Annotated in this window: 24 protein-coding genes; 16 read left to right on the forward strand and 8 right to left on the reverse strand. The window is 71.8% G+C overall.

The window, feature by feature from the left end; all coding sequences use genetic code 11:
• Nucleotides 1-14: 14 nt before the first annotated feature.
• The gene (locus ACFY8U_RS26220; protein ID WP_389574259.1) at nucleotides 15-1,130 is read right to left on the reverse strand and encodes a sulfite oxidase; all 1,116 of its coding nucleotides are present in this window, start codon (nucleotides 1,128-1,130) and stop codon (nucleotides 15-17) included.
• A 374-nt stretch (nucleotides 1,131-1,504) separates the two neighbouring features.
• Between ACFY8U_RS26220 and ACFY8U_RS26225 the strand changes: the two genes are divergently transcribed.
• Nucleotides 1,505-1,903, forward strand: a complete 399-nt coding sequence (locus tag ACFY8U_RS26225; protein ID WP_389574262.1) for a VOC family protein — start codon at nucleotides 1,505-1,507, stop codon at nucleotides 1,901-1,903.
• Here ACFY8U_RS26225 and ACFY8U_RS26230 read toward each other — a convergent pair.
• Nucleotides 1,840-2,577: a helix-turn-helix domain-containing protein gene (locus tag ACFY8U_RS26230; protein ID WP_389574265.1), complete on the reverse strand. Its 738-nt coding sequence runs from the start codon at nucleotides 2,575-2,577 to the stop codon at nucleotides 1,840-1,842. The genes ACFY8U_RS26225 and ACFY8U_RS26230 overlap by 64 nt on opposite strands.
• Before the next feature lie 113 nt (nucleotides 2,578-2,690).
• Nucleotides 2,691-3,806 carry a YihY/virulence factor BrkB family protein gene (locus ACFY8U_RS26235; protein WP_361441202.1) on the reverse strand — a complete coding sequence of 372 codons (1,116 nt, stop codon included), beginning with the start codon at nucleotides 3,804-3,806 and terminating at the stop codon, nucleotides 2,691-2,693.
• A gap of 17 nt (nucleotides 3,807-3,823) precedes the next feature.
• Here ACFY8U_RS26235 and ACFY8U_RS26240 point away from each other — a divergent pair, with 17 nt between their 5' ends.
• The 14 genes from ACFY8U_RS26240 (at nucleotide 3,824) to ACFY8U_RS26305 (ending at nucleotide 17,608) form a co-directional block, all read left to right on the forward strand.
• On the forward strand, nucleotides 3,824-5,467 hold the full coding sequence (locus ACFY8U_RS26240; protein WP_389574268.1) for an acyl-CoA dehydrogenase family protein: 1,644 nt from the start codon (nucleotides 3,824-3,826) through the stop codon (nucleotides 5,465-5,467).
• A gap of 270 nt (nucleotides 5,468-5,737) precedes the next feature.
• Nucleotides 5,738-7,054: a GAF domain-containing protein gene (locus ACFY8U_RS26245; RefSeq protein WP_389574271.1), complete on the forward strand. Its 1,317-nt coding sequence runs from the start codon at nucleotides 5,738-5,740 to the stop codon at nucleotides 7,052-7,054.
• Nucleotides 7,055-7,344: 290 nt separating this feature from the next.
• Nucleotides 7,345-7,911 carry a GNAT family N-acetyltransferase gene (locus ACFY8U_RS26250; protein ID WP_389574274.1) on the forward strand — a complete coding sequence of 189 codons (567 nt, stop codon included), beginning with the start codon at nucleotides 7,345-7,347 and terminating at the stop codon, nucleotides 7,909-7,911.
• A gap of 140 nt (nucleotides 7,912-8,051) precedes the next feature.
• Nucleotides 8,052-8,135 carry a putative leader peptide gene (locus ACFY8U_RS26255; RefSeq protein WP_352077884.1) on the forward strand — a complete coding sequence of 28 codons (84 nt, stop codon included), beginning with the start codon at nucleotides 8,052-8,054 and terminating at the stop codon, nucleotides 8,133-8,135.
• 126 nt (nucleotides 8,136-8,261) lie between these two features.
• Nucleotides 8,262-9,959, forward strand: a complete 1,698-nt coding sequence (locus ACFY8U_RS26260; RefSeq protein WP_361441190.1) for a nitrite/sulfite reductase — start codon at nucleotides 8,262-8,264, stop codon at nucleotides 9,957-9,959.
• Nucleotides 9,956-10,135 carry a hypothetical protein gene (locus ACFY8U_RS26265; protein ID WP_361966987.1) on the forward strand — a complete coding sequence of 60 codons (180 nt, stop codon included), beginning with the start codon at nucleotides 9,956-9,958 and terminating at the stop codon, nucleotides 10,133-10,135. The genes ACFY8U_RS26260 and ACFY8U_RS26265 overlap by 4 nt, the downstream gene beginning before the upstream one ends.
• Complete coding sequence (locus ACFY8U_RS26270) at nucleotides 10,132-10,842, forward strand: phosphoadenylyl-sulfate reductase (RefSeq protein WP_389574278.1); 711 nt, start codon at nucleotides 10,132-10,134, stop codon at nucleotides 10,840-10,842. Before ACFY8U_RS26265 ends, ACFY8U_RS26270 begins: the two co-directional genes overlap by 4 nt.
• Nucleotides 10,824-11,405, forward strand: a complete 582-nt coding sequence (cysC, locus tag ACFY8U_RS26275; RefSeq protein WP_389574281.1) for an adenylyl-sulfate kinase — start codon at nucleotides 10,824-10,826, stop codon at nucleotides 11,403-11,405. Before ACFY8U_RS26270 ends, cysC begins: the two co-directional genes overlap by 19 nt.
• Nucleotides 11,402-12,340, forward strand: coding sequence for a sulfate adenylyltransferase subunit CysD (gene cysD, locus ACFY8U_RS26280; protein ID WP_389574284.1), 939 nt, complete (start codon nucleotides 11,402-11,404; stop codon nucleotides 12,338-12,340). Before cysC ends, cysD begins: the two co-directional genes overlap by 4 nt.
• Nucleotides 12,341-12,342: 2 nt before the next feature.
• Complete coding sequence (locus ACFY8U_RS26285; RefSeq protein ID WP_361441176.1) at nucleotides 12,343-13,683, forward strand: GTP-binding protein; 1,341 nt, start codon at nucleotides 12,343-12,345, stop codon at nucleotides 13,681-13,683.
• Between the two features lie 200 nt (nucleotides 13,684-13,883).
• Nucleotides 13,884-14,990 carry an aliphatic sulfonate ABC transporter substrate-binding protein gene (locus ACFY8U_RS26290; protein WP_389574288.1) on the forward strand — a complete coding sequence of 369 codons (1,107 nt, stop codon included), beginning with the start codon at nucleotides 13,884-13,886 and terminating at the stop codon, nucleotides 14,988-14,990.
• A 35-nt stretch (nucleotides 14,991-15,025) separates the two neighbouring features.
• A complete protein-coding gene (locus ACFY8U_RS26295) occupies nucleotides 15,026-15,820 on the forward strand; it encodes an ABC transporter ATP-binding protein (protein WP_361674436.1) in 795 nt (264 codons plus the stop codon).
• The gene (locus tag ACFY8U_RS26300; protein ID WP_389574291.1) at nucleotides 15,807-16,712 is read left to right on the forward strand and encodes an ABC transporter permease; all 906 of its coding nucleotides are present in this window, start codon (nucleotides 15,807-15,809) and stop codon (nucleotides 16,710-16,712) included. The genes ACFY8U_RS26295 and ACFY8U_RS26300 overlap by 14 nt, the downstream gene beginning before the upstream one ends.
• A 2-nt stretch (nucleotides 16,713-16,714) precedes the next feature.
• Nucleotides 16,715-17,608 carry a sirohydrochlorin chelatase gene (locus ACFY8U_RS26305; protein ID WP_389574294.1) on the forward strand — a complete coding sequence of 298 codons (894 nt, stop codon included), beginning with the start codon at nucleotides 16,715-16,717 and terminating at the stop codon, nucleotides 17,606-17,608.
• A gap of 78 nt (nucleotides 17,609-17,686) precedes the next feature.
• Here ACFY8U_RS26305 and ACFY8U_RS26310 read toward each other — a convergent pair whose 3' ends face one another.
• Nucleotides 17,687-18,583, reverse strand: coding sequence for an alpha/beta hydrolase (locus ACFY8U_RS26310; RefSeq protein ID WP_389574296.1), 897 nt, complete (start codon nucleotides 18,581-18,583; stop codon nucleotides 17,687-17,689).
• A 117-nt stretch (nucleotides 18,584-18,700) separates the two neighbouring features.
• On the opposite strand from ACFY8U_RS26310, the gene ACFY8U_RS26315 reads away from it, so the two are divergent.
• Nucleotides 18,701-19,804, forward strand: coding sequence for a helix-turn-helix domain-containing protein (locus ACFY8U_RS26315; protein ID WP_389574299.1), 1,104 nt, complete (start codon nucleotides 18,701-18,703; stop codon nucleotides 19,802-19,804).
• On the opposite strand, the gene ACFY8U_RS26320 is transcribed toward ACFY8U_RS26315, so the two are convergent.
• The 4 genes from ACFY8U_RS26320 to mgt all read right to left on the reverse strand — a co-directional run bounded on the left by ACFY8U_RS26320 (nucleotide 19,767) and on the right by mgt (nucleotide 23,732).
• Nucleotides 19,767-20,390 (reverse strand): DsbA family protein, encoded by a 624-nt coding sequence (locus tag ACFY8U_RS26320; RefSeq protein ID WP_389574302.1) that lies wholly within the window; start codon nucleotides 20,388-20,390, stop codon nucleotides 19,767-19,769. The two genes, ACFY8U_RS26315 and ACFY8U_RS26320, sit on opposite strands and share 38 nt — an antisense overlap.
• A gap of 94 nt (nucleotides 20,391-20,484) precedes the next feature.
• Nucleotides 20,485-21,039 carry a DUF1697 domain-containing protein gene (locus ACFY8U_RS26325; RefSeq protein WP_389574305.1) on the reverse strand — a complete coding sequence of 185 codons (555 nt, stop codon included), beginning with the start codon at nucleotides 21,037-21,039 and terminating at the stop codon, nucleotides 20,485-20,487.
• 70 nt (nucleotides 21,040-21,109) lie between these two features.
• Nucleotides 21,110-22,312 carry a S8 family serine peptidase gene (locus tag ACFY8U_RS26330; protein WP_361602273.1) on the reverse strand — a complete coding sequence of 401 codons (1,203 nt, stop codon included), beginning with the start codon at nucleotides 22,310-22,312 and terminating at the stop codon, nucleotides 21,110-21,112.
• 223 nt (nucleotides 22,313-22,535) lie between these two features.
• Nucleotides 22,536-23,732, reverse strand: coding sequence for a macrolide-inactivating glycosyltransferase (gene mgt, locus ACFY8U_RS26335; protein WP_389574307.1), 1,197 nt, complete (start codon nucleotides 23,730-23,732; stop codon nucleotides 22,536-22,538).
• Between the last annotated feature and the right edge of the window lie 16 nt (nucleotides 23,733-23,748).

Genomic DNA, 23,748 nt, shown 5'->3' on the forward strand with positions numbered 1-23,748 from the left:
GCGGCCACGAGGCGTCAGACGACGACCACCTCGACCGTGGCCACGGGGTTGCAGCCGTAGCCCTGGGCGTTCCACGGGGCGCGGTCGGGCTGGGTGGCGCCGTGGGAGTCGGTCGCGCGGGCCAGAAGCCGGTACCGGCCGGGGCGGCGCGGCGTCCAGCGGTACGACCAGCCCGTCCAGGCGTACGGGCCGGTGGGCGGCTCGAGTTCGGCGTCGTGCCACTCCGCGTCCGGGACGCCCTCCCCCGGGCCGGTACCGTCCTCGTCCTCGGCCCGGACCTCGACGCGGCCCACGGACCGGCCGGCGCCCGACCACGCCCTGCCGCGTACGACGGTCTGCGTGCCGCGGCGCAGATCCTCGTCCGGTTCGGGCGCGGTGATGAGCGACTTGACGCGGATGGCCGCGACGGGGCCGTCGGGGGTGCCGTCCGAGGCGATGTAGACGTACTCCTCGGTCTGGAAGACGCCGGTGAAGGGCTCGGTGACGGCCCGCGCCCCGGTCAGCCACTTCACGTCGGCGACCGCGTACCGCCCGGGGACCACGAGCCGGACCGGGGCGCCGTGCTCGGGCGGGAGCGGTTCGCCGTTCATGTGGGTGACGAGGAGCGTGTCGGGGTGGAGGGCCTCGGCGAGCGGGAGAGCGCGCTCGAAAACCGTGCGGTGGCCGTGGACGCTGCCGGAGTCCGCTCCGGCGAAGACGAACTCGACCGTCGCCGGGTCGAGACCGACCCGGTCGGCGACCAGGTGGAAGGGCACGCCCGCGAACCGGGCGCAGCCGACGGCGCCTCGGCCCCAGGGCAGCCCAGGCGGGCGCGGGTTCATGAGGGCGCGCCCGTTGCCCGCGCACTCCAGGACGACGTCGAACTCGCGGCGGCCGGGGCGGCCGAGGGCGATGAGGTCCTCGTAGTCGAGGCTGAGCGGCGCGGTCACGGCGCCGTCGACGCGCAGCCGCCAGCCGGCGGTCTCCGTGGGCGGGACGCCGAAGTGGTCCCGTACGAAGAGGGCGTCCGCGGGCGTGACCGGATCGGCCAGCGCGGCCATCGGCGTCTGCGCGTTGTACGGCTCGGTGGTCACCGTCTCGGGCGCCCAGGCGGTCGCGCCGGGCCCTCGGGGAATGGCCGATGCGGTCATGCCGACACCTCCGTGGGGCGCGGTCCCGCTCTCAGCGTACGTCCGGCGCGGCCGGGCTACCCGACGAGCGGACGAGGTGCCCGAGGACTCGGGCCGGCTCTACGACTCGGGGCCGGAGGGCCCTTCCAGAGCACGCCCCGGGGGGGGGGGGGGGGGGGGGGGGGGGGGGGGGGGGGGGGGGGGGGGGGGGGGGGGGGGGGGCGGGGGTCCCGCCGGGGGGGGGGGGGGGCCGTGGTATGGGGCGGGCGCCCCCCCGGGGGGGGGGGGGGCCCCCCCCCCCCCCCCCCCCCCCCCCCCCCCCCCCCCCCCCCCCCCGCGCACCGGCGTCCGATTCGTACAAGACCGCGTATCCGCCCCCTGCCTACCGTGGCCTCATGAACACACCACGACTGGACGTCATCGGCCTCGTCGTCTCCGACATGGCCGCCTCGCTCGCCTTCTACCGGCGGCTCGGGCTCGACATTCCGGCAGACGCCGACAACGCGCCGCACGTGGAGGCCGCTCTGCCCGGAGGGATGCGGATCGCGTGGGACACAGAGGAGGTCATCGCGTCCTTCGATCCCGGCTGGAGCCGGCCCGAGGGCGGTGACCGGGTCGGGCTCGCGTTCCTCTGCGACTCTCCGCGCGAGGTGGACGCCACGTACGAGTCGCTCGTCGCCGCCGGGTACCAGGGGCATCTGAAGCCCTGGGACGCCGTGTGGGGACAGCGCTACGCCGTCGTGCTCGACCCGGACGGCTGCGGGGTCTCCCTCTTCGCCCAGGCCGACGCGTAGGCGGTCAGGGTCGTGCCCGCCAGCGCCCTGGTCTCGCGTGCCAGGTGGGCCTGGTCGGCGCAGCCCGCGCCGAGCGCGGCCTCGGCGTAGGGAACCCCGGCCCTGACCAGGGCGAGGGCGCGCTGGAGACGGAGGATCCGGGCCAGGGTCTTGGGCCCGTAGCCGAACGCGTCCAGCGACCGCCGGTGGAGCTGGCGCGCGCCGAGGCCGACGACGTCCGCCGTCTCGGCGACGGGCCGTCCGGCGGCGAGGCGCCGGGCGACGGCTCGGATCAGCGGGTCGGGGTCCGGGGCGCCGGCGGCGCGGCGGACGACGAGGTCCTCGAGGGCGGCGGCGGGGTCGGGCGCGGCGGAGATCCGCTCGCCGAGCCGCCGGGCCCGCGCCTGACCCCACAGCGCGCCCAGCTCGACCCGCCGGTCGCGCAGGGCGCTCGCCGGTACGCCGAGCAGCGCGGGCGCGTCACCGGGTGCGAACCGGATCCCGGCGTAGCGGCCCGGGCCTCCCTCGGGGAGGAACGCGAAGGTGTCGGGGCCCGCGACGAGCAGCCGGCCGTCGCACCACAGCAGGTCCATGCACCCGTCGGGCAGCACCGGTACCGGACCCTCGCCCGCGGGACGTGGCGTGAGGGTCCAGACGACCGCGCCGTCCAGGCGCGCGGGGCGTTCCTCGTACACCCCTCCGAGCCTAGGTCACCCTCCCGAGCCCAGGCCCGGTGCCGGTCCGCCTCCCACCCGGAGTGGAGCCGTGACTTCTGGTCGGTCTCCCACCCGGAGTGGAGCCGTGACTTCTAGTCCTTCTCCCAGCCGGAGTGGAGCCGTGACTTCACGTCGTCCGGGGGGAGGAAGCGGGACCAGCGTTCGGGGAACTCCGACGGCATGTCCGGGTCGTCCTCGTCCACCTCTTCCGCCTCGGCACGCAGCCGCGCGACGAGCTCGGCGGCCTGGGCGGCGCGGACGCGGTCGCTGGCCTCGCGGGCGGCGGCGGTGGCGACCGAGGGCCAGACCCGGTCGATCGCCGCGTTGACCGCCGCGCCGACGAGCACGGCGAAGGCCGAGATGCCGATCCAGAGGAGGACGGCGATGGGCGCGGCGAGGGAGCCGTAGATGGTGGGGCCCTCGACCTGGCTGGTGAGGTAGATCCGCAGCAGGAAGCTGCCGAGCACCCACATCCCGAGCGCCACCAGCGCGCCCGGGATGTCCTCGATCCACGGCGATCTGACGGGCACGGACACGTGGTAGAGCGTGGTGAGGAACGCTACGGAGAGCAGGATGACGACCGGCCAGTACAGGACGGAGACGACTTCCGTGCCCCAGGGGATCAGCTCCACCACCCGGTCGGGTCCGACCACGGCGAGCGGCAGCACGACGGCGCCGATGAGGAGCGCCACGATGTAGAGCAGGAAGGCGAGGAGCCGGGTCTTGACGATGCCGCGGTGGCCGTCGAGTCCGTACATCACCGTGATGGTGTCGATGAAGACGTTCACGGCGCGCGAGCCGGACCACAGGGCGATGGCGAAGCCGAGCGAGACCAGTTCGGGTCGGGTGCCCTGGGTGACGTCGTCCAGGAGCGGTTCGGCGATCTGGCGGACGCCCCGGTCGGAGAGGACGGTCCGGGCGGCGTTGAGGATGTTCTCCTCGATGCTGGCGACGGTGTCGGTGTTGGTCCAGTCGTCGGCGTAGCCGAGGAGGGCGATCAGTCCGAGGAGCAGCGGCGGCAGGGACAGCAGGGTGAAGAACGCGGCCTCGGCGGCGAGACCGAGGATGCGGTACTCGATGCACGAGTTGACGGTGTCCTTCAGGAGCAGCCAGACCATCTTCCGCTTGGATACGTTGCGGTAGAGGACGCGCGCCCGGTGGAGTCTGGTCCCGGGCCGCCGCTCGGGTGTTTCGTTTGCTGCCTGCACGTCCTTACCGTATCGGCATGGCACCCAGCACCCACACCGTGACCAACCAGCCTCCGCCCCTGGTCGGATACGACGTGTTCACGGCGGACAGGGCCCTCGCGGAGGCGGTGGAGCGGCATCTGCCGCCGGACGTCTTCGCGGAGGCACGCGAGGATCTGGCGGACTTCGGCCGCTCCGCCGGGTCGGCGCAGGCCGCGGAGTGGGGGGCGCTGGCGAACGAGAACCCACCGCGGCTGCGGACGTACGACCGGTACGGGAACCGGATCGACGAGGTCGCGTTCCACTTCGCCTGGCACCGGCTCCTGGGCCGGGCCGTGGGCGCCGGTCTCACCGACGCGTGGGGCCGTCCGGGTGGTCATGTGCGACGGGCGGCCGCCTTCGTCGTGACGACGCAGGTCGAGGCGGGGCACGGCTGCCCGGTGTCGATGAGCCACGCCGCGGTGCCCGTGCTGCGCACGGACCCGGAGCTGGCCGCCGAGTGGGAGCCGCTGCTGACGTCCCGGGTGTACGAGGAGGAGCTGCGTCCGCCGCAGGAGAAGAGCGGGGTGCTCCTCGGGATGGGGATGACGGAGAAGCAGGGCGGCAGCGACGTACGGACGAACACGACCGAGGCGCGGGCGCTCTCGGGGGCGGACGGGGACGGGTACGTACTGACGGGGCACAAGTGGTTCTGTTCGGCGCCGATGTCGGACGGCTTCCTGGTCCTCGCGCAGGCGCCCGGGGGGCTGACCTGCTTCCTGGTGCCGCGGGTCCTGCCGGACGGGACGCGCAACGCGTTCGCGATCCAGCGGCTCAAGGACAAGCTCGGCAACCGGTCCAACGCCTCCGCGGAGGTCGAGTTCGACGGGACGACGTGGGCGCGCCGTGTCGGCGACGAGGGGCGCGGGGTCCGCACGATCATCGGGATGGTGGCGGCGACACGCCTCGACTGTGTGCTGGGCTCGGCTGCGCTGATGCGGCAGGCGGTCGCCCAGGCCGTGCACCACACCGCGTACCGCCGCGCGTTCGGCGGGGTGCTGATCGACAAGCCGCTGATGCGCAATGTGCTGGCCGATCTGGCCCTGGAGTCGGAGGCGGCGACGGTCCTCGGGATGCGGCTCGCGGCGGCGTACGACGCCGACTCGGAGGCGGAGCGGGCGTTCGCGCGGATCGCGGTGCCGGTGGCCAAGTACTGGGTGACGAAGCGGTGCACGCCGCTGGTGGTGGAGGCGCTGGAGTGCCTGGGCGGCAACGGCTACGTGGAGGAGTCGGGGATGCCGCGGCTGCTGCGCGAGTCACCGCTCAACTCGATCTGGGAGGGCTCCGGCAACGTCCAGGCCCTGGACGTGCTGAGGGTCCTGCGGCAGGAGCCGATGGCGCTGAACGCGTTCCTGACGGAGGTCGGCAGGGCGCGGGGCGCGGATCACCGGCTCGACCGGGCGATCAAGGGGATGCTGACCGAGCTGGCCGATCTGGACGGGATCGAGGGTCGCGCGCGGCGGCTGGTGGAGCGGATGGCGCTGGTGCTGCAGGGGTCGCTGCTGGTGCGGTGGGCGCCGGCGGAGGTGGCGGACGCTTTCTGCGCGTCGCGGCTCGGAGGCGACTGGGGTGCGGCATTCGGGACGCTGCCGTCGACGCTGGATCTGGCCGCGGTGGTGGAACGGGCGCGGGCGGAGGTCTGACCAGGTAAGTCCCCGGGGCCGGCCGGAGCCGCCCGGCGCGTCCCCCGCGGGGCCGGACATACGAAAAGCGGTGGGTGGTGCTGCGCCGACACGGCACCACCCGCCGCTCGCACCACCCTCATGCACGAGAGCGGTTGCTTCCAGAGTTGCAAAGGGTTGCAGGATTACCCGAACCGCCCTTCGCGGGGCAGTCCAGGACGGCACGATGGGCACCAAGACTCCGCACATCTGCAGAACCGATACAGCGCCGCGGTTGGCTGGGAGAGACCGATGACGAACACTCGGCTGAACAACACGCGTCTCGACATGAAGCGGCTCGCCGCAATGGACGCCGCCCAGGCGACCCGACTGCTGCATCGCGTACGGGAGGAGACGCTGGCCGGGCGCACGCCGCCGATCGCTCCCAGACCGGTCATCGACGCCTCCTGGCAGCGGATGTTCCGGCTCGGTCTCGACCCGGACCAGGGCACGAGCACGGTGCTGCTCCAGCGGGACGAGCTGGAGGAGCGCCGGCGCACGACGGTCCTCGGCGAGGTGATGCGCACCCTGAGCACGATGCTCACCGGGATCGCGGACGCCTCGATGCAGATCATGGTGGTGACGGACGAGCAGGGCCGGGTGCTGTGGCGCGAGGGCAACCTCGCGGTGATGCGGCAGGCCAACGGCATCTGCCTGGAGGAGGGCGCGGCCTGGACCGAGCACACCACCGGGACGAACGCGGTGGGGACGGCGCTCGCGATGCGGCGGCCCGTCCAGGTCCACTCGGCCGAGCACTACGTCCACACGCTGCACAACTGGACCTGCGCGGCGGCCCCGGTCCACGATCCGCGCGACCAGAGGCTGTTGGGGATCGTGGATGTGAGCGGGCCCGCGTCGAGCTTCCATCCGTCGACGCTCGCGCTGGTCGGTTCGGTCGCCCAGCTCGCGGAGGCGGAGATGCGCGACCGCCATCTGCGGTCGATCGAGCGGCTGCGGTCGGTGGCCGCGCCGATCCTGTGCCGGGTGGGGGGACGGGCGGTCGCGGTGGACACGCACGGCTGGACGGCGGCGGTTACGGGGATGGCGCCGGTGGACCGGATCGTGCTGCCCAAGTCGTGCCGCGCGGGGCGGGTGTGGCTGCCGTCCCTCGGGATGTGCGCGGTGGAGCCGCTGCCGGGCGGCTGGCTGCTGCGGGTCGAGGACGAGGACCGGGCGGGTGCGGCGCCGGCCGGGGAGTCGGCGAGCCGGGTGGTGCTCGACCTGAGCCGGCCACGCCGGTGGTCGGTCGCGGTCTCGGGGGCGGCGGGGAGCTGGTCCCAGGAGCTGAGCCCGCGCCACGCCGAGCTGCTGTACGTGCTGGCGCTGCACCGTGACGGGCGGACGGCGGCGGAGCTGGCCGAGGACGTGTTCGGCGACCGGACGAGGACGGTGACGGTACGGGCGGAGATGTCGCGGATCCGCCGGAACCTGGCGAGCGTGCTGGCCCACCGCCCGTACCGTTTCAGCGAGGAGGTGGAGGTCGCGATCGTGTCGCCCGACCACCCGGCGGACCTCCTCCCCCACTCGACGGCCCCGGCGGTACGGTCCGCCCGTCTGGGGCGGGCGTAGACCGGGCGGCCGTGGACCGGGCGAGCGTGGACCGGCTGGGTGTGGAGCGGCCGGGTGTTGAGCGGCCGGGTGTTGAGCGGCCGGGTGTGGACCGGGCGGCCGTGGACCGGCCTGGCCCGGCCGGCCGGGTGTGGGGCGGCGCCTTCCCGCGCCCGCACCGAGCCGCCTGTCCACCATGTGGACTGGCGGCTCACGGCGCCGGTGGCGGTGCACCCGCCCTGCCCGGTGACGGCGCTCACCGAGCCGGGGCCGCCCTGGGAATCCTGGGCTCCGCATGATCCGATGAGGTCATGCGCATCACTCTCACCACCTGGTCCCTCGAACAGACCTCGCCGTCCGATCTGCGCCCCGCGACCCCGCCGGAGGGGGAGGACGTCACGATCCGGCGCGCCGAGGTGCCCTCCCCCGAGTACAGCCGCTTCCTCTATACGGCGGTCGGCGGCGACATCCGCTGGAACGACCGGCTGTCGCTGACGTACAAGCAGTGGCAGGAGATCGTCGAGAAGCCCGGGGCCGAGATCTGGGTGGCGTACGACAAGGGGACGCCGGCCGGGTACGTGGAGCTGGACCCGCAGGACGACGGTGTGGTGGAGATCGTCTACTTCGGACTGATCCCCGCCTTCCGGGGCCGCCGGATCGGCGGGCATCTGCTCTCGTACGGCGTGCAGCGCGCCTGGGACCTGGCCGAGCGCTGGCCGGAGCGGGAGGCGACCCGGCGGGTGTGGCTGCACACCTGCTCGCTGGACGGCCCGCACGCGATGGACAACTATCTGCGTCGGGGCTTCAGGCTGTTCGACACCAAGGTGGAGGAGGTCGAGGAGTCCGAGACGCCCGGACCCTGGCCCGGCGCGCACTGACCGGTCACTCACGTCCGTCCCGGGTCCGCGGGAGGGCCCGGGACGTGACCCACACCACACCGTCTCGCGATGCGGGACGTTGGTGTCCACATTGCGGACGAAGCTGGACTGAGTCCAAAGCCCCGTGACACGCTTCCGTCATGTCTGGAACTGGAATTGCCTTGGTGAGTCGGCGGCACGTCGACCTCGGCCGCATGTCCAGCGCCATGTGTTCGGCGCGCTGAGAGAACCAGCACCTCCCCGAGCACCTTTCAGACCGACCCTGCTGCGCACCGTCGCGCCATCCCCTGACCCACGTACGAGTGTGCAGGTCAGAGCCGCCCTCCCGCAGTCCCGAAGGACACATCGCCATGGCCGCCACCCCGGAAAACCCCGCACCCGCCACGCCCCGCCGCAAGGTGAGCCGTCACCGCGGCGAGGGCCAGTGGGCCGTGGGGCACTTCACCCCGCTGAACGGCAATGAGCAGTTCAAGAAGGACGACGACGGTCTCAATGTGCGGACACGCATTGAGACGATCTACTCCAAGCGTGGATTCGACTCGATCGACCCCAATGACCTGCGGGGCCGCATGCGCTGGTGGGGTCTGTACACCCAGCGCAAGGAGGGCCTCGACGGCACCAAGACCGGCGTCCTGGAGCCCGAGGAGCTGGACGCGGAGTACTTCATGCTCCGGGTCCGCATCGACGGCGGCCGGCTGACGACCGAGCAGCTGCGGGTCATCGGCGAGATCTCGCAGGAGTTCGCGCGCGGGACGGCGGACATCACCGACCGGCAGAACGTGCAGTACCACTGGATCCGGATCGAGGACGTCCCCGAGATCTGGAACCGCCTGGAGGCCGTCGGCCTGTCGACCACCGAGGCCTGCGGTGACACCCCGCGTGTCATCCTCGGCTCCCCGGTCGCCGGGATCGCCGAGGACGAGATCATCGACGGCACCCCCGCCATCGAGGAGATCTACCGCCGGATCGTGGGCAACAAGGACTTCTCCAACCTGCCCCGCAAGTTCAAGTCGGCCGTCTCCGGCTCGCCGCTGCTCGACGTGGCGCACGAGATCAACGACATCGCCTTCGTCGGCGTGAACCACCCGGAGCACGGCCCCGGCTTCGACGTCTGGGTCGGCGGCGGTCTCTCCACCAACCCCAAGCTGGGCGTCCGCCTCGGCACCTGGGTCTCCCTCGACGAGGTCCCGGACGTCTACGAGGGCGTCATCTCGATCTTCCGCGACTACGGCTACCGCCGGCTGCGCACCCGCGCCCGGCTGAAGTTCCTCGTCGCCGACTGGGGCCCGGAGAAGTTCCGCCAGGTCCTGGAGGACGAGTACCTGAAGCGCAAGCTGACGGACGGTCCCGCCCCGGAGCAGCCGGCCGGCCAGTGGCGCGACCACGTGGGCGTCCACCGGCAGAAGGACGGCCGCTTCTACGTCGGCTTCGCCCCGCGCGTCGGCCGTGTCGACGGCACCACGCTCACCAAGATCGCGGAGATCGCCGAGGCGCACGGTTCGGGCCGGGTCCGTACCACCGCCGAGCAGAAGATGATCGTCCTGGACGTCGAGGAGGCGCAGGTCGAGTCGATCGTCTCCGCCCTTGAGTCCCTGGACCTGCGGGTCAACCCCTCGCCGTTCCGGCGCGGGACGATGGCCTGCACCGGCATCGAGTTCTGCAAGCTGGCGATCGTCGAGACCAAGGCGCGCGGCGCCTCGCTGATCGACGAACTCGAGCGCCGCATTCCCGAGTTCGACGAGCCGATCACCATCAACATCAACGGCTGCCCCAACGCCTGCGCCCGTATCCAGGTCGCGGACATCGGCCTCAAGGGCCAGCTGGTCCTGGACGACGAGGGCAACCGTGTCGAGGGCTACCAGGTCCACCTGGGCGGCGCCCTCGGCCTGGAGGCCGGCTTCGGCCGCAAGGTCCGTGGCCTGAAGGTCACGTCGGCCGAGCTGCCGGACTACGTCGAGCGGGTCCTCACGCGCTTCCAGGAGCAGCGCGAGGACGGCGAGCGCTTCGCCACCTGGGCGGCGCGCGCGTCGGAGGAGGCCCTCTCATGAGCGAGCGTGCCGCGCCCTTCTACTGCCCGTACTGCGGCGACGAGGACCTGTTTCCGCACGAGAACGGCCACGGGGCCTGGGAATGCCGGGCGTGCAGCCGAGCCTTCCAGTTGAAGTTCCTGGGGCTCCTCGCCCCGGGCACTTCGAGCAACCCAGCTGGAGGGGAAGAGATATGACGGCGACTCAGGCCATCACCGAGGACACCGACCTGAAGGCGCTCGCCGAGCAGGCCGGACGCGACCTGGAGGACGCCTCCGCACTGGAGATCCTTCGGTGGTCGGCGGAGACCTTCGGCAAGCAGTTCTGCGTCACGTCCTCCATGGAGGACGCGGTCGTCGCCCACCTCGCCTCACGCGCCATGCCCGGGGTCGACGTGGTGTTCCTCGACACGGGCTACCACTTCCCCGAGACCATCGGCACCCGTGACGCGGTCGACGCGGTGATGGACGTCAACGTCATCACCCTGACCCCGCGTCAGTCGGTCGCCGAGCAGGACGCCGAGTACGGCCCGAAGCTGCACGACCGGGACCCGGACCTGTGCTGCGCGCTGCGCAAGGTCAAGCCGCTCGAAGAGGGCCTGACCGCGTACCGCGCGTGGGCGACCGGCCTGCGCCGCGACGAGTCCCCGACCCGGGCGAACACCCCGGTCGTCGGCTGGGACGAGAAGCGGCGGAAGGTCAAGGTCTCCCCCATCGCCCGCTGGACGCAGGACGACGTCGACGCGTACGTCGCCCAGCACGGCGTCCTCACCAACCCGCTCCTCATGGACGGTTACGCCTCCGTCGGCTGCGCGCCCTGCACCCGCCGCGTCGCGGAGGGCGAGGACGCCAGGGCCGGCCGCTGGGCCGGCCGGGGCAAGACGGAATGCGGGCTGCACGGATGACGGACACTCAGGAAGACCAGGAGAATCACGTGACCGGTGCCACCATCTGGCTCACGGGCCTGCCCAGCGCCGGCAAGACCACGATCGCGTACGAGCTCGCCGCCAGGCTGCGCGGCGAGGGACACCGGGTCGAGGTGCTCGACGGCGACGAGATCCGCGAGTTCCTCTCCGCGGGCCTCGGCTTCAGCCGCGAGGACCGGCACACCAACGTGCAGCGGATCGGCTTCGTCGCCGAACTGCTCGCCTCGAACGGTGTGCAGGTGCTGGTCCCGGTCATCGCTCCGTACGCGGACAGCCGTGAGGCCGTCCGCAAGCGTCATGAGTCCGAGGGCACCCCGTACGTCGAGGTGCATGTCGCCACTCCGGTGGACGTGTGCTCCGTACGCGATGTGAAGGGGCTGTACGCCAAGCAGGCCGCGGGCGAGATCAGCGGCCTGACCGGGGTCGACGACCCGTACGACGAGCCGGCCGAACCCGATCTGCGGATCGAGTCCCAGAACCAGACCGTGCAGGAGTCCGCGGCGCAGCTCCACGCGCTGCTCACCGAGAGGGGCCTGGCGTGACCACCACCGTTGCCCATGTTCATGAGGAGACCGACAGCCCGTTCGCGCTGTCGCACCTGGACTCGCTCGAGTCCGAGGCCGTCCACATCTTCCGCGAGGTGGCGGGGGAGTTCGAGCGGCCGGTGATCCTCTTCTCCGGCGGCAAGGACTCCATCGTCATGCTGCACCTGGCGCTCAAGGCGTTCGCGCCCGCGCCGGTCCCGTTCACGCTGCTGCACGTCGACACCGGGCACAACTTCCCCGAGGTCATCGAGTACCGCGACCGGGTCGTGGCCCAGCACGGGCTGCGGCTGCACGTCGCCTCCGTCCAGGAGTACATCGACGCCGGGAAGCTGCGGGAGCGTCCCGACGGGACGCGCAACCCGCTCCAGACGGTGCCGCTGACCGAGGCGATCCAGCAGCACCGTTTCGACGCCGTCTTCGGCGGCGGCCGGCGCGACGAGGAGAAGGCCCGCGCGAAGGAGCGGGTGTTCTCCCTGCGCGACGAGTTCTCGCAGTGGGACCCCCGGCGCCAGCGCCCCGAGCTGTGGCAGCTCTACAACGGCCGCCACGCGCCCGGTGAGCACGTCCGCGTCTTCCCGCTCTCCAACTGGACCGAGCTGGACGTCTGGCAGTACATCGCCCGGGAGTCCATCGACCTGCCGGAGATCTACTTCGCCCACGAGCGCGAGGTCTTCGCCCGCAACGGCATGTGGCTGACGGCCGGCGAGTGGGGCGGCCCCAAGGACACCGAGACGGTGGAGACGCGGCTGATCCGCTACCGCACCGTCGGTGACATGTCCTGCACGGGCGCCGTCGACTCCGACGCCACCACGCTGGACGCCGTCATCGCCGAGATCGCCGCCTCCCGCCTCACCGAGCGGGGTGCGACCCGCGCCGACGACAAGATGTCCGAGGCCGCGATGGAAGACCGCAAGCGCGAAGGGTACTTCTAGCCATGACGAGCACGACCGAGCAGTTCGCCGACGTCTCGGCGACCACCCTGCTGCGTTTCGCGACCGCCGGATCCGTCGACGACGGCAAGTCCACGCTGGTGGGCCGGCTCCTGCACGACTCCAAGTCGGTCCTGACGGACCAGCTGGAGGCCGTGGAGGCGGCGTCCCTCAAGCGCGGCCAGGAGGCCCCGGACCTGGCGCTGCTCACCGACGGTCTGCGGGCCGAGCGGGAGCAGGGCATCACGATCGACGTGGCATACCGCTACTTCGCCACCCCCCGGCGCCGGTTCATCCTGGCCGACACCCCCGGGCACGTGCAGTACACCCGGAACATGGTCACCGGCGCCTCCACCGCCGAGCTGGCCGTGGTCCTGGTCGACGCGCGCAACGGCGTGGTCGAGCAGACCCGCCGCCACGCGGCCGTCGCGGCGCTGCTGCGGGTGCCGCACGTGGTCCTGGCCGTGAACAAGATGGACCTCGTCGACTACGCGGAGCCCGTCTTCGCCGCGATCGCCGAGGAGTTCACGACGTACGCCTCCGAGCTCGGCGTCCCGGAGATCACCGCGATCCCGATCTCCGCGCTGGCCGGCGACAACGTGGTGGAGCCGTCCGCCAACATGGACTGGTACGGCGGCCCGACCGTCCTGGAGCACCTGGAGACCGTGCCGGTCAGCCACGACCTGACGGCCTGCCACGCGCGTTTCCCCGTGCAGTACGTGATCCGTCCGCAGACCGCCGAGCACCCGGACTACCGGGGCTACGCCGGTCAGATAGCGGCCGGTGCCTTCCGGGTCGGCGAGCAGATCACCGTACTGCCGTCGGGGAAGACCTCCACGATCACCGCGATCGACGCGCTGGGCGAGCCGGTGGACATCGCCTGGGCGCCGCAGTCGGTCACGATCCGGCTGGCGGACGACATCGACATCTCGCGCGGCGATCTCCTCGCCCCGAGCGGTGACGCCCCGGCCACGAGTCAGGACGTCGAGGCGACGGTCTGCCATGTGGCGGACCAGCCGCTGACCGTGGGCCAGCGGGTGCTGCTCAAGCACACCACGCGTACGGTCAAGGCGATCGTCAAGGAGATCCCGTCCCGGCTGACCCTGGACGACCTCTCCCAGCACCCCGAGCCGGGGCAGCTGGTCGCCAACGACATCGGCCGGGTCAAGGTCCGTACCGCCGAGCCGCTCGCGCTCGACGCGTACGCCGACTCGCGCCGCACGGGTTCGTTCCTGCTGATCGACCCCGCGGACGGCACCACGCTCGCGGCCGGCATGGCGGGCACGTCCTTCGCCGACGCCAAGGTCGTCACGGCGGTCGCGGACGACGAGGGCTGGGACTTCTGACATGACGTACGACGCCTACGGCACCTTCGCCAAGGAGGGCGGCCGCGTGGGTTCCGGCGCCCTCGGCGCGGGCAGCGGAGGGGTCGCGCGATGTGCGTGCTGATGCCGGCGCGGCGCGTACGCGCCGTGATTCCGCCCCACCCGTTCCACGACCGACATAGCCGAAGAAGCCTTCGAAGACCCTGAGGGGAACCACCTCCGTGCCTGCCTCCCGTACGACTCCGCGCCGCTCACTCGTCGCCGCCGCGGCCCTGCCGCTGCTGATCGGCGCGCTGGCCTCCTGCGGCTACGGGTCCCAGGCGAAGAGCGACGAGAAGAAGGTCGCGGCGGTGGGCGAGAAGCTCTCGGCCGACGCCGTCCGGCTCGGGTACTTCCCGAACCTGACCCACGCCACCGCGCTCGTCGGGGACGAAGAGGGCATCATCCAGAAGGAGTTGGGCGGCACGGAGCTGAAGGTCGCCACCTTCAACGCCGGGCCCTCCGCGATCGAGGCCCTGAACGCCGAGTCGATCGACATCGCGTACATCGGCCCCTCCCCGGCGATCAACGGTTACACGAAGTCCCAGGGCAAGAACCTGCGGGTCGTCGGGGGTTCGGCCTCCGGCGGTGTGAAGCTCGTCGTGAACCCGGAGAAGATCAAGACCCTGGACGACGTCAAGGGCAAGCGGATCGCCACCCCGCAGCTCGGCAACACCCAGGACGTCGCCTTCCTCAACTGGATCTCCGAGAAGGGCTGGAAGGTCGACGCCCAGAGCGGCAAGGGCGACGTCTCCGTTCTCCGTACGGACAACAAGGTCACCCCGGACGCCTACAAGAAGGGCTCCATCGACGGCGCCTGGGTGCCCGAACCCACCGCCTCGAAGCTCGTCAGCGAAGGCGCCGAGGTCCTCCTCGACGAGTCGACCCTGTGGCCCGACGACAAGTTCGTGATCACGAACATCGTCGTGTCGCAGAAGTTCCTCGCCCAGCATCCGGACGTCGTCGAGGCCGTGCTGCGCGGCTCGGTCAACACGAACACGTGGATCAACGCCAACCCCGGCAAGGCCAAGGCATCCGCCAACGCCAAGCTGAAGGAACTGACCGGCAAGCCGCTGGGCGCCGATGTGATCGACGGCGCCTGGCCCTCGATCCGGTTCACCGACGACCCGCTGGCCGCCACGCTCCAGGCCCAGGCGGGCCACGCGGTGAAGGCCGGTCTCCTCAAGCAACCCGACCTCGACGGCATCTACGACCTGAAGCCCCTCAACAAGGTGCTGAAGGCCGCCGGCCGGCCCGAGGTCTCCGACGCCGGTCTCGGCGTCAAGTGAACACGTCCGCCGCTCATACCCAGGAGGTGACGACCATGGCCACGACCACGACGCTCGCCAAGGCCGAGGACCGTGCGACGGTGACGCACGCCGCCCGGATCGCTCATGTCTCGAAGTCCTTCGGCGGGCCCGCCGGAGGGCAGCTCGTCCTTGACGACATCTCGCTCGACGTCGCCCCGGGTGAGTTCGTCACGCTCCTCGGCGCGTCCGGGTGCGGGAAGTCCACCCTGCTCAACCTGGTCGCCGGGCTCGACCGGCCGTCCGCGGGGTCCATCGAGACCCCCGGAGGCCGGCCTGCCCTGATGTTCCAGGAGCACGCCCTCTTCCCGTGGCTGACCGCGGGCAAGAACATCGAACTGGCCCTGCGCCTGCGCGGGGTGCCGAAGTCCGAGCGGCGCCCGGAGGCGGAGCGCCTCCTCGACCTGGTGCGGCTCGGCGGCTCGTACCGCAAGCGGGTGCACGAGCTGTCCGGCGGTATGCGCCAGCGCGTCGCCCTGGCCCGTGCGCTCGCCCAGGACAGCGACCTGCTGCTGATGGACGAGCCGTTCGCCGCGCTCGACGCGATCACGCGGGACGTGCTGCACGACGAGCTGACGCGGATCTGGCGCGAGACGAACCTCTCGGTGCTGTTCGTGACCCACAACGTGCGGGAGGCCGTGCGGCTTGCCGAGCGCGTGGTGCTGCTGTCGTCCCGGCCCGGGCGGATCGCACGGGAGTGGACCATCGACATCCCGCAGCCGCGCCGCATCGAGGACGCCGACGTGGCGGAACTGTCCGTCGAGATCACCGAAGAACTGCGTGGGGAGATCCGCCGTCATGGCCAGCACTGATACGACGGGCCCGAAGGCCGCAAGCGCCTCGAAGGCCGACGACCTGGCCGGCCTGGAGGCGGGCCTCGACGCACTGGACGCGGTGCAGGTGCGCCGTACTCCGCTGCGCGAGGTCCTCGTGAAGAAGGTCCTGCCGCCGGTGGTGGCCGTACTGCTGGTCCTCGCGGTCTGGCAGCTGCTCGTCATGGCCGAGGTCACCGACGAGTCCAAGCTGCCCGCGCCGTCCGCCGTCTGGGACAGCCTGACCACGATGTGGCTGGAGGGCACGCTCCTCGAAGTGCTCTGGACGAGCGTGTCGCGAGCCCTGCTCGGCTTCCTGATGGCGCTCGCCATCGGTACGCCGCTGGGTCTGCTGGTCGCCCGCGTGAAGGTCGTGCGGGCGGCGATCGGACCGGTGCTCGCGGGCCTGCAGTCGCTGCCGTCGGTGGCGTGGGTGGCGCCGGCCGTGCTGTGGATCGGCCTCAACGACTCGATGATGTACGCGGTGATCCTGCTGGGCGCCGTCCCGTCGATCGCCAACGGCCTGGTCGCCGGTGTCGACCAGGTCCCGCCGCTCTTCCTGCGCGCAGGGCGCACGCTCGGCGCGACCGGGCTCAAGGGCGCCTGGCACATCGTGATGCCGGCCGCGCTGCCGGGCTATCTCGCGGGTCTGAAGCAGGGCTGGGCGTTCTCCTGGCGCTCGCTGATGGCCGCCGAGATCATCGCCTCGTCGCCCGATCTGGGTCTGGGTCTCGGCCAGTTGCTGGAGAACGGCCGGAACAACTTCGACATGCCGGGGATCTTCCTCGCCATCATCCTGATCCTGCTGGTCGGTGTCGCCATCGACCTGCTGATCTTCAGTCCGCTGGAGCGCGCGGTGCTGCGCGGACGCGGCCTGCTGGTGAAGGGCTGACCATGAGCGCCCCTGTCCTCCTCGTCGTCGCCCACGGCAGCCGCGATCCGCGGCACGCCGCGACCGTGCACGCGCTGGTGCGCCGGGCCGGCTCGCTGCGGCCGGGGCTGCGCGTGGAGACGGCGTTCCTCGACTTCAACCTCCCGTCGGTGGCCGGGGTGCTCGACCGGCTCGCGGCGGAGGGGGTACGGGACGTGGTGGCGCTGCCGCTGCTGCTGACCCGCGCCTTCCACGCGAAGGCCGACATCCCGGCCGTACTGCGGCAGGCCCCGCCGGGTCTGCGGATCCGCCAGGCGGAGGTGCTCGGCCCCTCGCCGCTGCTTGTCGCGGCGGTGCAGCGGCGCCTGTACGAGGCCGGCCTGACGCCCGCCACCAGGAACACGACCGGGGTCGTCCTGGCCTCGGCCGGATCCACAGACCCGGAGGCGATCGCAGCGATCGCACCTGCGTCTACCCGGGGGACAACCCCCGGACCCCCGGCAGGGACCACCGCGTGGCACCGGGCCGTCGACGAGATGAAGCGCACGACCGGGGTCGTCCTGGCCTCGGCCGGATCCACAGACCCGGAGGCGATCGCAGCGATCGCAGAAACGGCGCGGGAGCTGCGGCGCACCGGTTGGTGCTCCGTGCGGCCTGCGTTCGCCTCCGCATCCCTTCCGAGGACCGAGGACGCGGTTCGCGCGATGCGCGCCGACGGCGTGCGCCGGGTGGCGGTGGCCCCGTACGTCATCGCCCCCGGACGCCTGCCGGACCGTATCGCCGCGGGCGCGGCCGAGGCCGACGTCCTGGCGGACGTCCTCGGCCCGTCACCGGAGCTCGCCCAGCTGCTCGTCGACCGGTACGAGGAGTGCCACGCGCCGGCGGCGAAGCCCCTCGCGACGCGGGCCGCGGGCTAGCCGGCCGAGCCCGCCCGGCGCACACCTACGCCGTGGGACCCCGGCGAGGGCGTTCGCGTCGTCGCACGTCTCCTGCCCCTAGGGAGCAAGCGCGCGCCGCAGGACGGCGGCGAGTTCGGCGATCTGGCGCTGTGAGACCTCCGCGGAGAGGATCGTCTGCGAGCCGTGGAAGGTGCCGGGATAGTGGTGGAGTTCGACCGGGACGCCCGCCTGCAGCAGGCGCAGCCCGTACTCGATCCCCTCGTCGCGGACCGGGTCGAACTCCGCGGTGGTGACATAGGCCGGCGGCAGCCGGGACAGATCGGTGGCGCGTGCCGGGGCGGCGTACGGAGTGGCGGCCCGGGCGCCGAGGTAGTGGCGCCACACGGTGGTGAGCGTGCCCCGGTCCACCCAGGGCGTGTCGGTGAAGGTCCGCTGCGACCACGTCTCCTGGCGGTCGTCGAGCCCGGGCTGGTTGAGGAGTTGGAAGCGGATCGGCGGGCCCTGCTGGTCGCGGGCCCGTAGCGCCGTCGCGGCGGCGAGACAGGCGCCGGCGCTGTGCCCGCCGACGGCGATCCGCTCCGGGTCGATGCCGAGGTCGGCGGCGTGCTCGGCCGCCCAGGCGAGGACGGCGTACGTGTCGTCCAGCGCGGCCGGGAACGGGTGCTCGGGAGAGCGGCGGTAGTCGACCGAGATCACCACCGCGCCGGAGCCGAGGGCGATCCGGGTGGCCCACGGATGCTCGGTGTCCAGGTCGCCGAAGACGAATCCGCCGCCGTGCAGCCAGATGACGGCGCCTTGTGCCTGGTGCGGGCGGTAGATCCGCACCGCCACGTCCGGATCGGCGGGCACCGTGCGGTTCTCGATCTCCATGCCGGTGGCGTCCGGCGTCGGGAACGCGGCGGCGCGTTCGGCGAAGTCGGTGCGGATGGCGACCGGATCGGAGTAGTCCGGCTTCGGGATGAACGGGAGGAACGCTTCGAGTTCGGGATCCATGTCGGCCATCCTCGCGGCCTCCGCCCACCGGGCGTCAGCGACCTTCGTCGCGCTTCCTCCCCCGATCACGCACCGTTCGGCGCACCGATCCGCGCAACTCGCTTCTATCCTTCTCCCATGGAGGCACTGGCCGTTCGTCTGTCGGGAGTGGATCCGTACGTCGAGGGCGCGATCAGGGTCGTGGCGTTCTACGACACGCTGATGCGCCGCCGGGTGGATCTTCCCGCTCTGACCCGGGCCTCGGCCGGCCTGGCCGAGTGCGTGGCGGGCTTACGGCTTCACGGAACGGGCCGGGTGATCCGGGTCGGGCCCGACGGCCGGGAGGCGTCCGCCCCGGCGGCGCCCGCCTCCACCTCGGTACCGATCACCCTCGACGAGGAGGAGATCGGCTCGGTCTGGCTGGAACGCCCCGGCCCGCCCGGCCCGCTCGATGCGGTCCTGCTCGACCGGCTGGCGCTCGCCGCCGCGGCGGTCGTCGAGCGGTACGGCCCGGCCACGACCACCATGGCCGACCCCGCCCTCGTCGAACTGGTCATCAGCAGCGACACGGACGAGGCCGCCCGGGCACGGGCGTTGCGCCTCCTGGGCTTCGCCGCCGACCTGCCGGTCCGCGTCCTCGCCGTACGCTCACGGCTTCCGCTCGACCGGATCGGTGGCCTGGTCTGCCCGGGCCGTCTGGTGAAGGCGGCTCCGCTCGCCGATGTCGGCGTGGTCCTGGCCACCGCCGTGGACCGGGACCGGATTCCGGCGGGCGTACGGGCGGGCATCGGCGCCGCCGAGAGCCCGGACCGGTCCTGGCGGGAGGCCCGGACCGCCCTCCGTTTCACCAGCGCGCGTGAACCCGTGGTCCACCACGGCGACCTGGGCGCGCTGGCGCTGTTGGCCGAGGTGCCTCACGACGTCGCCCGCGACAACACCGACGTGGCCGCGGTGGCTCGCCTCGCCGACAACCCGGACGACCTGGAGACCCTGGACGCGTACTGCGCCACCGGCTCACTGCGTCAGGCGGCGGACCTGCTCCATCTGCACCACAGCAGCGTCGCCCGCCGGATCGACCAGATCGGGCGGACGCTGGACATCGACCTCACCACGCCGTCGGGCCTGGCGCGGGCCGGACTCGCGCTCGTCGCGCGCCGACTGCTCGAGGACTGCTCGACGACCGATGAGGCCACCCGCTCCTCGGTCAGCCGAAGTCGAGCCCGCCCGTCCGGGTCCGCTTGAGCTCGAAGAGGTCGGAGTGGCCGGCGAGCACGCGGAAGCTGTCGAAGAGGTCGACCGCCTCCTTGCCGCGGGGGATGGCGCGGAGCACCGGGCCGAACCAGACGGTGCCGTCGACATGGATGGTCGGCGTGCCGACGTAGCCGTCCGCCTCGGGGTCCTTCCCGGCGTCGTGGCTGCGCCGGACCGCCTCGTCGTACGACGGGTCGTGGGCCGCCGCCGCTAGGTCGGCGGGGAGCCCGGACTCGGCGAGGGCCTCGGCGATCACGGCGTCGAAGTCCTTGTTCCTGTCCTGGTGGATCCGCTTGCCGTACGCGGTGTAGAGATCGCGCAGGACCTCGCCGCCGTGCCGCTCGGCGGCCGCGGCCGCCACCCGCACCGGGCCGATCGACTTGTCGACCAGCTCCCGGTACCAGTCGGGGAGCTCGTTGCCGATGTTGTGGAAGTACAGGCTCATCACCCGGAAGCGCAGTTCGATGTCGCGGTGGCGCTCGACCTCGAGCATCCAGCGGGAGGTGATCCAGGCGAACGGGCAGGCGGGATCGAAGTAGAAGTCGACGACGGGCTTCGGTGGTGTCTCGGTGGTCATGTCAAGGAGCGTAGCCAGCGGGTGGCCGCCTCCTCCGGTCCATTCACGGTTCCGTCGACCGGGCCACTTCGGGGCGGCCGGGACTCCTACCGGATCAGTCCCGGGTCATCTCCACGAGCTTGACCACGGTGTTCCAGTTGCGGCTGGTGGCCACGATCCCCTTGAAGAGGGCGGGGCGGGAGAGCGCCTCGCCGAGCTTGGACCGGCCGAGGCCTTCGGGTGCGTACAGGTAGAGCGCGCGCTCGCCGAGCCGGAACTCCTCCGGCAGGAAGGCGGTCCGGTCGATCGAGGCGAACCGCTCGGGGGTGACCCCCTCGGAGAGGTAGGTGACGTGGAGCTGCTTGCCCTCGAGTTCCGCGGCCGGGAACGGGCAGGCGTCGGCGACGGCGGCGAGGTACGCGGCGTCGCGGACGAGGCAGTCGACGCGGAAGCCGAACCGCTTCTCGATGGCGTCCTCGATCGCCGTGGTCAGTTCCTCGTCGGTCAGCTCGTCGGTGTCGGTGGTGAAGACGGCGTTGCCGCTCTGCAGATAGGTCCGGACATCGCGGTGGCCGAGCCCTTCGAGCAGTGAACGGAGCTCCGCCATCGGAACTTTGCGGTGTCCGCCCACATTGATCCCGCGCAGCAGCGCGGCGTACGTCGTCGTCATGGCCACACGATAAGGCGGCCGCCGTGCCCCGTGGGGGAGGGCACGGCGACCGCCGGTTGCTGCTGCTCGGTTACTCGACGATCTTGAGCAGCTTGTTCGCGGTGCCCGAGGACGGGTTGCTGATCTTGTCCGCGGTGGCGCCGTCGACGAGCGCCTTGGCGACCTGGTCCGGCGTGGCGTCCTGGTGGGCCGCGAGGTAGACGGCGGCGGCGCCGACCACGTGCGGGGTCGCCATCGACGTGCCGGAGATGGTCTTCGTGCCCTCGTCGCTGTCGTTCCACGCCGAGGTGATGTCCGAACCCGGGGCGTAGAGGTCGACCACAGCACCGAAGTTGGAGAAGTCGGACTGCTGGTCCTCCTTGGTGGAGGAGGCCACGGTGATGGCTTCCTTCACGCGGGAGGGGGAGCCCTGGCCGGCGTCGGAGGACTCGTTGCCCGCGGCGACACCGAAGGTGACGCCGGAGGCGATGGCCTTCTGCACGGCCTCGTCGAGGGCCGGGTCGGCGCCTCCGCCGAGGCTCATGTTGGCGACGGACGGGCCCTGGTGGTTCTTGGTTACCCAGTCGATGCCGGCGACGACCTGCTCGGTGGTGCCCGAGCCGTTGTCGTCGAGGACGCGGACGGCGACGATCTTCGCCTTCTTGGCGACACCGTGCGCGGCGCCGGCGATGGTGCCGGCGACGTGGGTGCCGTGGCCGTTGCCGTCCGAGGCGTCGTCGTCGTTGTCGACGGCGTCGAAGCCGGAGGTGGCGCGGCCCTCGAAGTCCTTGTGCGTGACGCGGACTCCGGTGTCGATGACGTAGGCCGTCACGCCCTCACCCGCGGTGTCCGGGTAGGTGTACTTGGAGTCGCCGGCGGTGTCGGCCTGGTCGACCCGGTCCAGGCCCCAGGACGGCGGGTTGTCCTGGGTCGCGTTGATGGTGAACTTCTTGTTCTGGACGACCTTGGCGACGGCCGGGTCGGCGGCGAGGCGCTTGGCCTCGGTCTCCGAAAGGCCGTTCACCGAGAAGCCGTTGACGGCGGAGTCGTAGCTGCGGCGCAGGGTGCCGCCGTACTCCTCCGCGAGGTCGCCCTTGTCGGCCTTCTCGTCCAGCAGAACGATGTAACTGCCGGCGACGGCGCCTTCGACGCCGAGGCCGTGGACCGTTCCGAGGGCGGGTGCGGGGGCCGCGCCGGCGAACGGGCTGACGATGACGGTGACTCCGGCCGCTGCTGCGATCGCGGTCGAGACGGCGATGAGCTTCGTCCGGCGGACACGCTTGTGTATTGCCATGAAGAGGGGACTCCTCGTCAGGATTTGTGGGGGGTTGAGCCTCCGGAAGGAAGTTCTCCGGCGGCTGCCTCGAAACCCTTGCTCATTGACGAGTGCAAATCAAGACCTTCATGCAGCTGTGATTTACTCAACAAGACTTCGTAATAATCTATGGGGCATCTCGCCCCAACTCACCGCACACGTAAGGCCCCCGGGCATTTCCGGGGGCCTTGAGCGGGGTGCGTTACGGGAGTTCGGCCTCGATCAGGTCCGCCGCGCGGGGCGTTCCCCCCTCGTTCGCCATTCGCTCCTGGACCTCCTTGGCGCGGAGGGCCACTTCGGGGTCGCCGACGAGGGCGAGGACGGCCTCGCGCAGACGCTCGGCGGTCACCTCCTCCATCGGCAGATGACGGGCCACCCCCAGGGACTGGAGCATGTCGGCGTTGCCGAACTGGTCGGTGGCCAGCGGGACCGCGACCATCGGGGTGGCGGTGGCGAGCCCCTCCTGGCTGCCACCCGCCCCCGCGTGGGTGATGAAGGCGTCCGCCTGCCTCAGGATCGCCAACTGAGGTACCCAGGAGTGCACTTCGACGTTGGCGGGGATCTCCCCGAGCTCCACCGGGTCGACGAACGCGCCGATCTGGAGCACGACGTGCCAGCCGGGCTGGTCGCCGAACGCGGCGACGCACGCCCGGTAGAAGTCCGGCTGCTTGGTGAAGGCCGAGCCCAGGGAGACCAGGAGCACCTTCTCCGCGCCGGCCGGCCGGTGCCACTCCCCCTGGTCGGCCCGGTCGCCCTGACAGGCGCCGACGAAGGTGAAGACGGAGTCGTCGACCCGGTCGGCGTGCGGCTGGAGGGCACGCGGGATGAGCACGATCGCCCGGCGGGGGCGGGCGATGAGCCGGTCGGGGTGGGTGTCGACACCGTGCTCGGTCAGCCAGTTCTCGAAGCGGGCGTAGTACGCCTTGCCCCGCTCGGAGGCCTTGAGCTCGGCGAACATGGGCTCGGCCACCTCCTCCTCGTACCCCTCCCAGGGCACGAGATTCGGCCAGAGTCCCACGGCGGGCACACCCCACCCGTGTGCGAGGACGGGTGCCGGGTAGGCGGTGATGTCGTGGAGGACGAGGTCCGGCCGGTCGCCGTCGAAGGCCTCCGCGAGCTGGGGCAGGACCTGGATCGCGTCATGGAGGAAGGGCTCGATGTTGTCGATCAGTTCGGTGCCCCACGCGTCCGGGTCCTCGTCGGTCGGAAGCGTGGACGTGTAGACGACGGGGGTGGCGCCGGTGGCGGCGACCTTGTCGGCGAAGGAGGCGGGGATGGCGTAGCTGACGCGTTGCCCGCGGGCGACGAGCTCGCGGATCACTTCGAGGCTCGGATTCACATGGCCGTGGGCGGCGATGGAGAACATGGCGATGTGCGCGGGGCGCGGGGTGGCGGTCATGGCTTCACAGTAAGCG

This window comes from Streptomyces sp. NPDC012508, from assembly GCF_042902595.1.
Taxonomy (GTDB): Bacteria; Actinomycetota; Actinomycetes; order Streptomycetales; family Streptomycetaceae; genus Streptomyces.